This window comes from Martinezella rhizogenes (assembly GCF_027460065.1).
Taxonomy (GTDB): Bacteria; Pseudomonadota; Alphaproteobacteria; order Rhizobiales; family Rhizobiaceae; genus Agrobacterium; species Agrobacterium rhizogenes_C.
Genome location: NZ_JAPYZZ010000013.1, coordinates 1 through 12849, shown reverse-complemented (window position 1 = coordinate 12849; position 12849 = coordinate 1). Strand labels below are relative to the sequence as shown.

General features: G+C 58.3%; 7 protein-coding genes, 1 tRNA gene and 2 pseudogenes. 3 read left to right on the top strand and 7 right to left on the bottom strand.

From position 1 onward, the window contains the following. Window positions 1-7: 7 nt before the first annotated feature. Together O8B93_RS18775 and O8B93_RS18770 are read right to left on the bottom strand one after the other, a co-directional pair. Window positions 8-1276 carry an SfnB family sulfur acquisition oxidoreductase gene (locus O8B93_RS18775; RefSeq protein ID WP_269711433.1) on the bottom strand — a complete coding sequence of 423 codons (1269 nt, stop codon included), beginning with the start codon at window positions 1274-1276 and terminating at the stop codon, window positions 8-10. 216 nt (window positions 1277-1492) lie between these two features. Further along, on the bottom strand, window positions 1493-2908 hold the full coding sequence (locus O8B93_RS18770; RefSeq protein WP_269711432.1) for an FAD/NAD(P)-binding protein: 1416 nt from the start codon (window positions 2906-2908) through the stop codon (window positions 1493-1495). Between the two features lie 309 nt (window positions 2909-3217). On the opposite strand from O8B93_RS18770, the gene O8B93_RS18765 reads away from it, so the two are divergent. Then, window positions 3218-4636, top strand: coding sequence for an LLM class flavin-dependent oxidoreductase (locus O8B93_RS18765; RefSeq protein ID WP_269711431.1), 1419 nt, complete (start codon window positions 3218-3220; stop codon window positions 4634-4636). An 89-nt stretch (window positions 4637-4725) separates the two neighbouring features. Here O8B93_RS18765 and O8B93_RS18760 read toward each other — a convergent pair. From O8B93_RS18760 to O8B93_RS18745, 4 genes and pseudogenes are all read right to left on the bottom strand, one after another. Next, window positions 4726-5339 (bottom strand): annotated as a pseudogene (locus O8B93_RS18760) (ABC transporter permease); the annotation flags it as partial. A 127-nt stretch (window positions 5340-5466) separates the two neighbouring features. Beyond that, window positions 5467-6016: pseudogene (locus O8B93_RS27955) on the bottom strand (pyridoxal-phosphate dependent enzyme); the annotation flags it as partial. A 46-nt stretch (window positions 6017-6062) separates the two neighbouring features. After that, complete coding sequence (locus O8B93_RS18750) at window positions 6063-7154, bottom strand: rhodanese-like domain-containing protein (RefSeq protein WP_269711430.1); 1092 nt, start codon at window positions 7152-7154, stop codon at window positions 6063-6065. Window positions 7155-7191: 37 nt separating this feature from the next. After that, on the bottom strand, window positions 7192-8799 hold the full coding sequence (locus O8B93_RS18745) for an ABC transporter substrate-binding protein (protein WP_269711429.1): 1608 nt from the start codon (window positions 8797-8799) through the stop codon (window positions 7192-7194). A 398-nt stretch (window positions 8800-9197) separates the two neighbouring features. Between O8B93_RS18745 and O8B93_RS18740 the strand changes: the two genes are divergently transcribed. Then, window positions 9198-10040, top strand: coding sequence for an NADPH-dependent oxidoreductase (locus O8B93_RS18740; protein ID WP_405049073.1), 843 nt, complete (start codon window positions 9198-9200; stop codon window positions 10038-10040). Between the two features lie 392 nt (window positions 10041-10432). Further along, a complete protein-coding gene (gene ggt / locus O8B93_RS18735; protein ID WP_269711428.1) occupies window positions 10433-12190 on the top strand; it encodes a gamma-glutamyltransferase in 1758 nt (585 codons plus the stop codon). A gap of 493 nt (window positions 12191-12683) precedes the next feature. Here ggt and O8B93_RS18730 read toward each other — a convergent pair. Then, window positions 12684-12760, bottom strand: a tRNA-Met gene (locus O8B93_RS18730). Window positions 12761-12849 lie beyond the last annotated feature (89 nt).

The following is a 12849-nucleotide window of genomic DNA, read 5'->3' as shown; positions in this document are numbered from 1 at the left end:
AACGGCCTCAATTCCAGGCATGGCGCGGGGGATGCGCGCCGTTCAGATAATAATTTCCGACATGGAAATATTTCCACCGCACCGGATCGTGCAGCGTGTGGACGCGGGCGTTTCGCCAGTGCCGGTCCAGCCCGTGCTCGGCAAGCGTCGAGCGGGTGCCGGCAAGTTCGAACAGCTTGTTGGTTGCGAGAATGGCGATTTCGGTGGTCAGAACCTTCGATTCCCCGGTCCTGATCGTCGCTTCAGAAACGGTTTCAAGCGTCGTATTCCGCTTTGCGGCATCGATGCTGTGACCGGCGATTTCCAGAAGCGCCTCGGCTGCGTGGAGGCGGATTTTCAGATCGCCGATGGCGGCGATGGTGAAGAGGTCCTCGCCGGCCGTCTGCTTGCCGCTGTCGAGCCATGGCCGGCTGTGCTTGCCGATAAAGGCGATGGTGTCGTCGATCGTTCCCCGCGCGATGCCCACATCGATTGCCGACTGGATGATCTGCGAGACCGGGCCGCCGATGGTGGGGTGATCGAAGGACGTGACCTTCACCGCCCTCTCGCTGGGAACACGGACATTTTCGATCTTCACCGATCCCGATGCCGTGGTGCGCTGACCGAAGCTCGACCAGTTGTTGGTCACCGTCAGGCCGGGAGCATCACGGTCGGCGAAAACGAGGTATCCCTGCCCCGTCTCATCGAGAGCGACAATCGGCACGATATGCGCGAGAAGCGCACCGGTCGTATAAAATTTCTCGCCATTGACGATGACGCTGTCGCCGTCATGGGCCACTTTCGTCTCGAAATCCGCGACGGTCTTGCTTTTCAGCTCGGAAAAGGCGTTGCCATAACGAATGCCCTGAAGCGCCAAGCCGAAAAACAGCTTCTTCTGGCCTTCCGTTCCATCAAGTTCGACAGTGGCGACAATTGCCAGATGATTCTGGGTGATCTGGGCAATCGCAGGGTCGGCCGCCGCAATCGTCGCGATGACCCTGGCGAGCGTGGCGTATGACACTTCCGGCCCGCCATAGGCCTTGGGAACGTTGATGCTCCAGAGACCGCTCTGGGAATATTCGTCCAGTTCGTCGATGGGCAACAGGCCTTCACGATCGCGCAGCGCCGCACCGACCTTAAATTTTTCCGCCAGCCGCTGCGCGATTTCTATCGCTTCCGCGTCCGAGGAAACGATATGTGCCGGCGTGGACGGGCGCGGACGCGGCGCAATCGGGTCCGCCGAATTGACGCGGGGATGAACACTATAGTCGATCTTGGTCTCGGAAATCGTGCCCATGGGACGCCTCGCAAACAAGGTGAATGATGGCGTGAGCATCGCATAAGGCGCGGCACTGAACAGTAATTCTATGTTTTTTATGCTATAAAAAAGGGAAGGTTTTTCTCTGTAATTGGGAAAAAATAAAAGATGGAAAGAGCAGCAGGCCATCCTTGGAGAGTGAAATATCTAATCCGAGACCGCCTGCGACGGCGCCAGCCGAGGGTTCGCCCCTATCTACAAAAGACTGCGCGCTATCTCCTGCGCCAAAAACACCGCATGTTCCGTGACCTGGGGCAGACCCATCAATTCTCCGAAGGTTCCGCGCGCCAGCGGACCGCTGATCAGCAATGTTTCGATTGCGTGACCCTGTTGGTCGATGGCGCGCGATTGCTCATCGCAACGGATTCCCAGCCCCGTGGGGCAGAGGGTCAGAAGTCCCTCCTGCTCCAGACCGACAAGAAAGACCTGCGATTTCAATATTCCGCCGTGGGCGGGACCAGTCGTGACAATGACCGCATCGACATCAATCGGCGTGACGTCCTTTTCACCACGATATCTGAGATCGATATGCAACGACCCGCTTTGGCCAAGCCGTGCGGAAACGAGCGAACCGGCGACGATCTGCAACTGTCCGGCAATGACGGCCGTATCCAGCAATGTCTCCACCTGCGGCGCAATCCTGAAGCGATGCGCATCCCAGAAGGGGCGCAGCCAACGCACGATCCTGCGCCGTTCCTGGAGGGGAAGATTCCGCCATATATCGCGCCCCTGCAGGCGGACGGCATCCAGAACGCCATGCCAGCTCGCCCCGCTGGCCTGCGCCGCTCGCAAAGCCAGACGAATCCGTCTCAATAACTCAGATGCGCTTGTCGATGGCGGATCGACGAAATCCCCATAGGGCTCCTGCGGCACGGCCGGATGACCGCGTGACCGCAAGCCCCGGCGCGACAGTGAAACGACCTGTCCGTGGTGGCCGCGCCGCTTCAGCGCGGCAAAAGCATCGGCGGCCGTCAGACCATTGCCAACAATCAGAACACGGTCACACGCTGCGATAGTGTCCAGCGCGGCATCCGCATTCACATCAGCGACCAGCTTCGGGTGGCTGGCAAGCGGCTTCAGCGCCCGCGGAAGGGCCGGCGGCGGATGGCTTGTCGCCACCACCACGATATCTGCAACGTGACTATCTCCATCTGCGGTATGCAGCTCCCAGCCTTCACCGTGGCGGGCGACATGCTCCACCCGGCTACGCTTGTGTTCGATGACGCCCGCCTCCAGCAAGGGAGCGATCTCGGCGGCGACATAGGCGCCGAAGACACGGCGCTGGGGAAAGGCCTGACCATCCGGCAGAACCGCAGCCGCATCACCCGTCAGCGCATTGGTTTTCTCGATATAACGGACGAAACTATCGGGATCGTCAGGGTAAAGCGTCATGCGCCCGGCCGGCACGTTGATCCGGTTGGCAGGCTCCGGCGTGGAATAGGCAAGCCCCGAGCCGAGTGTCTCCCTCGGTTCAAAGACGATGATCCGTGCCTCTTCCTGTCCTTTAACGTCCTGCCCTTCAATGGCACGATGCAGATGAACGGCAAGCGCCGCGCCGCTAAATCCGCCCCCGATAATGGCGACAATGGCATTCTTCCCGTTTACTGACATTTGAACTCGTGTAATCCCATCGGCGCTTCGACCCCTGAAAAAATCTACAACATTTGTTGATTTAGTAGCCTGCTGAAGTTCCAATTTTGGCGCTGAGTGCGGAAAATTCGTCCGCCACGCCTGTCATACGGCGCCGGTTTCATCCCGGCACCCGTTCCACCTCTTTCAGTAGGTGTCGGGATGAGGCTGCTGCCTGTCCCTGCTGGCACGCAATTTTATTCCTCTAGTTAGTCCATAAAAAACATCAACAAACTATCACCCTGCTGCTGTGCTCTTTATTCTCGGCTGCGACACATCCGGGAGTTCAGCATGAGCAAGACCATTCGCTTCAACGCCTTCGACATGAATTGCGTTGGCCACCAGTCGCCAGGCCTCTGGGCGCATCCGCGTGATAAATCCTGGAAGTACAAGGATCTCGATTATTGGCAGGATCTCGCCCGCACGCTGGAACGCGGCGTATTCGACGGCATCTTCATCGCCGACGTCATCGGCTACTACGACGTCTATAAGGGGTCAAACTATCACGCCCTTCATCAGGCCGCACAGATACCGGTGAACGATCCGCTGCAGCTTGCCGCCCCCATTGCGCTGGCAACCGAACATCTGGGCATCGGCATAACGGCCTCCACCTCGTTCGAACATCCCTACACATTTGCGCGTCGGCTCTCGACCGCCGATCACCATAGCAAGGGCCGGATCGGCTGGAACATCGTGACCTCTTATCTGGAAAGCGGGGCGAAGAATATCGGTCAGGGCGGTCTGCGCCGCCATGACAACCGCTATGAAGTCGCGGCCGAATATATCGAGGTGCTCTACAAGCTTTTCGAAGGAAGCTGGGAAGAAGGCGCGGTGCTGCGCGATCGTGACCGGCGCATCTTCACCGATCCCGCCAAGGTTCACGAAATCGGCCACAAGGGCAAATATTTCGAGGTGCCGGGCTACCATCTGAGCGAGCCCTCCCCGCAACGCACGCCGGTTCTTTATCAGGCAGGCGCTTCAGGCCCCGGCAAGGCCTTCGCCGCCGAACACGCGGAATGCATCTTCGTCGCCGCACCGACCCGGTCCGTTCTCAAGCAGCATGTCGCGGAAACCCGGCGCCGCGTTGCCGAAGCCGGGCGTGATCCCAAAAAGGTCTACATCTACACGCTGGTCACCATCATCACCGATGAGACGGACGAAAAGGCGCAGAAGAAGTTCGAGGAATATCGGGATTACGTCTCCTATGACGGCTCGCTGGTCTTCATGTCCGGCTGGAGCGGTATCGATTTCGGCCAATATTCACCGACGGACCAAGTCAAAAAGGTCGAAACCAATGCGATCCATTCCTTCGTCGAGCACATCGCTGGCGGCGACAAATCCTGGACCATCGACGAGCTGGCGAAATTCGGCGGCATCGGCGGCCTTGGGCCGGTCTTCGTCGGCTCGCCCTCCCGCATCGCCGATATCCTGCAGGAATGGGTGGATGATACGGATGTCGACGGCTTCAACCTCGCCTATGCGGTAACGCCCGACAGTTTCGAGGATGTGGTGGGCTATATCGTGCCCGAACTCCAGAGACGCGGCGTTTATCCCACAACGTACAAGCCGGGCACATTACGTGAAAAGCTTTTCGGCGATGGCGACTATCTGGCGGACAACCATCCGGCCAACCGCTACCGCGACATCGAAGCCGTCAAGCGTGAAGAGGCGGAAGCCGCCAGCGCGCTGCCGAAGAGCGCTGCGATCTGACGGCGGCTGTCGCCCTTCCGGCGACACTACAAATGGCGTAAACCAGAGTTTCATTCACCTTGCGCCCGCCCCTGTTCCACAGGGGCGGTTCATGCGTTTGCGGCGGCCTTGCGATTGGCAAAACCAATGGCGAGCACCAGAAAGATCAGCAATCCCGTGCCGACCTGTTGCCAGTAGAAGTTAAGGCCGGACAGCAGAAGGCCGTTGGCGACAATGCTGAGCAGCAGCACGCCGAGAACGGTGCCCGGCACATTCGGTCGTCCCCTTGCATCAAGGGTCGTGCCGATGAATGTCGCGCCGATGGCGTTCAGCAGAAAGGCGTTGCCGGATGAAGGAATATAGACGGTGACCGTCGAGGTGATGATGAGCCCTGCGATGGCCGCCACATGACGTGAGAGCCGGATGCCCGAATAACGGACGACGCTGGCCTGGGTTCCGGAGGAGACGGCAACACGGCCGAGCGCGTGCCAGACAGGATCGCCCACGCGGCGATGACCACAGCAAGCGCGACAATCAGAGAGACGGAGACGCCGAACAGGCTTACATGGCCGAGGAACCGAAAGGTTTCAGGAACGCCGGCTGGAGGCAGATAGATGGGATTTCCGCCATTGGTCAGCAATTGCTGGATGCTGCGACCAACAGACAGCGTGCCGAGTGTGGCGAGAAACGGCGAAATACCGACGCCTGCGATGAGAATGGCGTGGAGCAGGTATGGAATCGCGATCTGTCCTCCTACGATCCGGACGGACCGCTGCCCGAGATCGACCCCGAAGTTTCCTCCCCCACCCTTGCTCTGGGTCGTGCCAGCCGTGTCGACGACCGGCTCGATCATTGGACCGCTGCCCGGTATAAAAGGCGCCAGGATTTTCAGCCTTGATCCGGTCGATGATGCGATGGATTGCATCGGGCTGGAACAATTCCTCGTTTCCGATCAATTCGATTTCGGATCCGAATTGCCGCAGAATATTGATCTTGTCCTCACTGATCGTATTGCGAAGGTAAAATTTCGTACGGTATCCCCGCGCGGACGCGACCGCCGCAATTCCGATGCCCGTATTGCCGCTGGTGAGATCGAAAAGAAGATCGCCCGGCTTCAGTCTGCTGCGGTAAGCATTGGTGAGATTAGGGTCGGCCTCCGCCAGTTCGATGATCAAGCCGAAAAGTTCAGGCAATGTCAGGCCGAGGCCACCAAATTTTCCCGGGAGGCGCAGCCTGGAAAAGCCGGCCTTTTTCAAAACATCATAATCATTGAAACGAAGCTCGCGGCCAAGATCATGTCGTATGGCGTCTCTGCCGATATCGGACCCCCCGAAATCTCTCAGCTATCGTGTCGAAGCGTTTGCTGGGCGCGGAACCCCAGGCCTGGCTGGCATTGGTCATTACAAATCCCTGTCTGTAGAGCGACCTGGCGAAATTCGAGCCGCGCTTATGCCGCGGCGGCTTCGACACCCTGTTCGAAATCATGCAGATGAACAGCGATTTCAAAACCCCGCCGTTTCAGCCAATGCGCCACGACGCGGGCGCGGGCGCCCAGCAGGTCATCCACGAGAATGATCCGGGCGCCGCGCACGGCAACGGTCCGATAGGCGACACCGAGAAGCTGCCCGCCCTCCGAAGAAACAGAACTTTCAAGATGCGAAGACGCGAATTCTTCCGGCGTTCTCACATCAAGAAAATAGGTCGTTCGCGCCTTGTCCCGCAGCCATGTTTCAGCCGTCGGACGGTCGATGAACAGCAGATCGTCGTCACGGGAGAATGTTTCGAGCCGCACCTTCGCAATATCTTTGGCATCGTCACTGGCGGATGGAAATGTCTGTGAACGCCCCGTTTCCAGTTCAAACCCGTCATCCGTCCAGCCGCGCGTCCCGTCGTGCAGATAGCTGACCGCGTTTTCGACACCGGCATCGATCAATGTCTGCGCACCCAGAATTGCGCGGGGCAAACCCGCGCAGGAAACGACGACCCTCGTTTTCGGTGATGGCACGACATCGGCGAAACGCAGCAGAAGTTCCGCACCCGGCACGCCGATGGCGCCCGGCACATGCGCCTTTTCATATTCCGCGATCGTGCGGGTATCGATGACGACGACATCCTCGCCGGCGTCCTTCCAGGCCTTCAGTTCCCGCGCGAAAACGACCGGCGTATCCTTTTCCTGCCGCACCTTCTGGACGAAAGGAACGCCAGGAACATCGAATGTCGGCAGGTTATCGACGCCGCCCTCGATCCATGCCGGAATTCCACCAAGCAGAAAATGAATGTCGCTCCAGCCGTTTGCGGCAAGCCGTCCCGCGGCCTGCTCCGCGCTTCCTTTTCCATCGTCCACCAGGACGGTCCGTACGGCAGGGCGCGGGATGAAGCGGTCTATTTCCGCCTCAAGCCGTTCTGCCGGAAGATTGGTCGCAAATAGCGGCGATGCATATCCCACCTCTTCAGTGGGGCGGATATCGAGAACGGCAAGCTCCCTGCCATCTCCCAGCCATTCGATGAAACGATCCTTGGTTAGTGCCTGTACAGACATCGCATTTCCTCCTGAAAGATTGGTTTTACGTGAAGGTTCAGGCCGTCGGGTCGAGCCAGAGATCACCGAAACTCCAGTTGAGGCCCTGCGCGCCGGTGACGTAATTCTTGACCCGCTTGTGCGCCACGATCTGGCTGCCCGCCGCCACAAGATCGACCGAGGCGACTTCGTCATGGATGAGGCGCTGGAACTTGCTCCATATCACCCAGCGTTTCTTAGGATCGGACTCGATGGCCGCCGCCTCCAGAAGCGCATCCGCCTCCGGATTGGCGTAGTTGGCCGCGTTGGAGAAAGGCAACCCGATCTTGAAATTCTTGCTCCAATAGGCGCGCTGGATGCCGAGCGACGGATCGAAGGTGTTGGAAAGGGATTCCACCACCAGATCGAACGCGCGGTCCGTGTAAACCGTCTTCAGATAGGTCGGCAGATCGTATTTCCGGATTTCGACCGCGATGCCGATCTTTTCAAGCTGGCTGCGAAGAACATCGGCATAACCGGGCGTCAGATAGGAATTATAGGTCAACCGCACTGGAAAACGCTTGCCGCCATCTTTGCGCGGATATCCCGCCGCATCGAGCAGCTTTTCCGCCTCCTTCGGGTCGTATGCATGGGCCTTGACCGACGCGTCGTACCAATTCGGCAGGGCCGTGCTGACGGGGCTTGGCGAAATCTGCGCATAACCGAAGAGCGCCACATTGACGATTTCATCGAGATTGATCGCCTTTGCAACGGCGAGGCGGACATATTTCTTGCGGAAGATCTCGTTATCGTAATTGAAGAACAACTGCTGCTGTGGCCCCGCATAGGCATAGGTGTTGGTGTCCAGAACGAGATCGGGGTTCTGCTTCAGCCGCTCAAGATCCGCCAGCGGAACCGGATTGTCGCCAATATCCACCTCCCCCGTTTCCAGAGCCACCGCCCGCGCGGCGGGGTCGGTGATGATGCGCAGGATGATGCGGTCGAGATAGGGTTTGCCCGCATCCCAGTAATCTGGATTTCTTTCGAAGATCAGGTGGCTGCCCGGCGTCCATTCCGTCAGTTTGAAGGGACCGGTGCCGATCGCGGTCTGCAGCGTCTGGCCATCGGCGGGCTTCAGTTTTTCGAAAATGTGCTTCGGCACGATCGGCGATTCCGAACTCGATTGCGCGGCGATCAGGAACGGCGCCGGTTTGGACAGAACGATGATGGCGGTGAGGGAATCCGGCGTTTCCACCGCCTCGACGTTCTGATAGGTGATGCGGCCACGTGGATGGGCCTCCTTCAGGCGGAAAATCGAAAAAGCGACATCTTCCGACGTGAAATCCCGGCCGTCGTGCCATTTCACATTCGAGCGGAGCTTGAACGTATAGCGAAGATGGTCGTCGGAAACGGACCATTCCGTGGCCAGCAGAGGCTGCGGATTGAGGTCGAAATCGAATGTCAGAAGACCTTCCACGATCTTCGGGCCAATCGCCTGCCCCGTGCCCGAGGATGTGTTGATGGCGAAAAGCGCGTTGCCGGGATCGACACGATAGAGCAGCTTGAGCGTGCCGCCGGAGACGGGCCGGCTCGCGTCGCCACTCGCTGCGAATACCGAACCCGGCAGGGCCGTTCCTGCCGTTGCCAGAAGAAGCATCTTGTTGAACTGGCGGCGTCCTATCGTCATGAAAATCCCCGTTGGAAAACGTCGTTTCGATGATGAAAGCATCGGGGCAAAGCGGCGTGTTCTTAAGAAGAAAATTCTTCTCGCCTATCAAAGAAAACATTTCTTGCAGAATTTTATTCCAGTACGTATACGACTATCCGCTAAAATTTGTGCTGAATCGTCTATTTTCTCCAAATCCCCGTTGCGTCCCCGCGACCGATCGCGAATGCGAGAAAATCTCACTGGCGTTCTGTTTTTGGACTCCGCTGGAAATGTTGTTTCACTGAAAAATCGAGATTGAGTAGGACATTGCTCGGCAGATGGGCTGAGGAAGCATATCAAATGATACGCCTTGCACGGCCTTCCAATCCCCGCCGCAGGTCTCGCGGTTCATCGCCAATATTACGGAGCTTCACACAATCAGCCTGTCTAGTCCGATCACCAAATTGGAAATCCCGCAGCAGCGTGTTGAAGCCCGCTACGGAGCACAGGCCTATTTTTCTCCGCCTTTCTGGGATGACACCATAGACGCATTGCTGAACCACCGCACCGCCCGCGCCTATCTGCCGAAAGCTTTGCCGGAGGGTAGCTTGGAACTTCTGGTCGCAGCCGCACAATCTGCGCCCACATCCTCCAATCTTCAGGCCTGGAGCGTGGTTGCGGTGCAGGACAAGGACCGCAAGGCACGTCTTGCGGACTTCACGGGCGGCAACGCCCATATAAAGGGCGCGCCTGTTTTCCTCATTTGGCTTATCGACCTGAAGCGGCTGCGCACGGTCGCTTCAAACCAAGGGAACACGGGCGAAGGACTGGATTATCTGGAAAGCTTCCTGATCGGCGCCATCGACGCGGCGCTGGCAGCGCAGAATGCTGTTGCCGCAATTGATTCACTCGGCCTTGGCTCCTGCTACGTGGGCGGTATCCGCAACAGACCGGAGGACGTGTCCCACGAACTGAATCTTCCCCCCGAGACGGTGGCCGTCTTTGGCCTCACGGTCGGCTATCCCGACCCGGCGGTGAAAACAGATGTCAAACCGCGCCTGCCGCAATCATCCATTCTATTTCATGAAACCTATTCGGAACCGGAACGCGATGATATCAATTCTTACGATGAGGTCTTGAAGGTGTTTCAGCAAAAGCAGGGCCTGCCGCAAAACGGCTGGACAGCCCCCATTGCCCAGCGTGTGGAGAACGCCGCCGCGCTGAAGGGGCGCACGGAGCTCAGCAAGACATTGCGCCGCCTCGGTTTCGGTATCAAATAAAGTTTGTTGTGGCTGCCGGGATCAACGAAGCGGCTGATCTGAGCCATTACCAATCCAATCGGCGACACCGCTGTCAACAGAGGCTCAAAGTATTTCAGAAAAAGTCGATATGCCCTCAATGGATTTCCATTTTCCCATGACATGTTGACACTCCACATGATGGACATGCAGGGAAACAGGCATCATAGTGCCGAAAAAGAGGTACGCCCCAGAGCGGTGTGCCCAATAGTGTTACAGGCAAATCCGGCGAGGATCCGGTACCGATCAAAACTGCGTGGCAGGGCAAGTCGCGCAGTGCGTCTGCGAGCAGATCAGCCTGAAACAAAGTCGCAAGTCAATCGAAGAGACCTGCCCGCTGGCTCAGTAGTGTGCCTGTATGGAGGATAAGGTGAATGAAAATGAGATTTCTCGTTGAGGCTGTTCTCGCCTTGTTGCTTTCCACCGCAATCGCCTCCGCCCAGCAGGCCTCCGATACGGTTGCACCGGAGAAAGCGGCGGGTGTCGCGACTGCGAGACGCGTCGAGGCAAGCAGCTTCATGGTTGCGGCGGCCAATCCGCTGGCGGCCGAGGCGGGACGCGACGTGATCGCCGCAGGCGGTGACGCTATCGATGCGATGGTGGCGGTGCAGACCGTGCTGGGCCTCGTTGAACCCCAGAGTTCTGGTCTCGGCGGCGGTGCCTTCCTCGTTTATTACCACGCCAAAAGCGGCAAGCTGACGACGTTTGACGGCCGGGAGACGGCGCCGATGGAGGCCACGCCCAAGCTCTTCCTGGATGACAAAGGTCAGCCGCTAAAATTCATGGATGCAGTGGTCGGCGGCCGTTCCGTTGGCACACCGGGAACGGTGCGACTTCTGGAGGAAGCCCACAAGCGTTATGGAAAGGCGGAATGGGCAAGCCTGCTGAAACCGGCGGAAAAGCTGGCGACCGAGGGTTTCAAAGTGTCGCCGCGTCTTGCCGCCCTCATCGCGTCCGAGGGCGACCGGCTGAAGAAATATCCAGAAGCCCGCTCCTATTTCTTTGACTCCTCCGGAGCGGCCCTGCAGACCGGCGCCCTGTTGAAGAATCCGGCCTATGCCGAGACGCTTGCGGTACTTGCCAAAGGCGGCGCAGACGCCTTTTACAAGGGGAGAATTGCCGAGGCTATCGTCAAGACTGCGCGTGAGGCCACCGATAATCCCGGCGTGCTGTCGCTTTCCGATCTTTCCAACTATCGCGTCATCGAGCGGGAGCCGGTCTGCTTTATCTATCGTGCTCTTGACGTTTGCGGCATGGGGCCACCGTCGTCAGGCGGCATCGCCATCGGCCAGATGCTCGGCATGGCGGAGAATTTCGATCTCAAATCCTTAGGACCGAAAAACGTCGAGAGCTGGCGCATTATCGGCGATGCGCAGCGTCTCGCCTTCGCCGACCGCGAGCGTTACGTCGCCGATAACGATTTCGTGCCGCTACCGATCAAAGGCTTGCTGGACAAGACCTATCTCGGCGAAAGGGCAAAGCTGCTCGATGGCGACAGGGCCTTGGCCAAAGACGTCGTCAAGGCCGGCGAGCCGGAATGGGACCATGCACTGCTTTTTGGCCGGGATACCGCGCTCGAGTTGCCTTCCACAAGCCATTTTGTCATTGTCGACAAGGATGGCAACGTGGTCTCGATGACGACGACGATCGAAAACGGCTTCGGATCGCGTCTAATGACGAATGGCTTCCTGCTCAACAACGAGTTGACGGACTTTTCCTTCAAGACTCATGATGGCGGCTTGCCGATCGCCAACCGTGTCGAGCCCGGTAAACGACCGCGCTCCTCCATGGCCCCGACCATCGTGATGAAGGATGGCAAGCCACTGCTCGCCATTGGTTCGCCGGGCGGCAGCCAGATCATCGGCTACCTGGCACAGGCGTTGATCGCCTATATTGACTGGGGTATGCCGGTGGAAGTGATAGTCGCCCAGCCGCACCTCATCAACCGGTTCGGCACCTACGACATCGAGGCCGGCACCAGCGCGGAAGATCTGGTCGGGCCGCTGAAGGCGCTGGGTTACGAGGTGAAACCGGGTGAGATGAATTCCGGTTTGCATGCTATCGAGATGACCGCGCGAGGCTTGGCCGGCAGCGCCGATCCACGACGCGAGGGAGTGGTTGTAGGGGAGTGAACGCTCCGACCGCTGAATGGCATGAGCGCAGCGCCAGTGCGAAAGGTGTGCTTCGCCAAGGGAAATTTGATCACGCCTTGAAAAGACGCGAGTCAAGCCAATCGAGCGTATGGTGCTTGTCAGGACCAACGACTCCTAATTTATATGCGGAGCCGACATCAGCGATCAGATTCTGATCGCGATCCGCGACAAGTTGCAGGTCCAGCATGATGTCGAGTTTCAGCGCATTCTCACGAGAGCATCTGTGGCGTCATCGGGAAGAGATATGCATTCGGCGTTGGCGTTTTCGGCCTATCGAGAAGCGGCATTGGCATACAGCGACGTTGTATGTACCTCGACCATATAGCATGGCCGCGCCGGCGGCCTGCCCGCTTTGCGCCTGCGGGTTTTGGAATTTGTGTTTTGTGTCGGGGGATTTAGCCTGTTTGATCGTAGCTGTTTAGCGTACTGGATCGTGGCTTTGGGATAATGTGGGATAGTGTAGCGTAGAATTTGGTTGCGGGGGCAGGATTTGAACCTGCGGCCTTCAGGTTATGAGCCTGACGAGCTACCGGGCTGCTCCACCCCGCGTTACCAGCGTAAATCCCTATGGGATTTATCGCGATAGCATCACAGGGACGCTGTGATGCATACTGCTGGAGCAAATTGCCGAAGGCGAT

Bases quoted from the DNA above. Each gene is read 5' to 3' on its own strand.
- O8B93_RS18775 (WP_269711433.1), bottom strand. From the start codon at position 1,276: ATGGGCACGATTTCCGAGACCAAGATCGACTATAGTGTTCATCCCCGC.
- O8B93_RS18770 (WP_269711432.1), bottom strand. From the start codon at position 2,908: ATGTCAGTAAACGGGAAGAATGCCATTGTCGCCATTATCGGGGGCGGA.
- O8B93_RS18765 (WP_269711431.1), top strand. From the start codon at position 3,218: ATGAGCAAGACCATTCGCTTCAACGCCTTCGACATGAATTGCGTTGGC.
- O8B93_RS18750 (WP_269711430.1), bottom strand. From the start codon at position 7,154: ATGTCTGTACAGGCACTAACCAAGGATCGTTTCATCGAATGGCTGGGA.
- O8B93_RS18745 (WP_269711429.1), bottom strand. From the start codon at position 8,799: ATGACGATAGGACGCCGCCAGTTCAACAAGATGCTTCTTCTGGCAACG.
- ggt (WP_269711428.1), top strand. From the start codon at position 10,433: ATGAAAATGAGATTTCTCGTTGAGGCTGTTCTCGCCTTGTTGCTTTCC.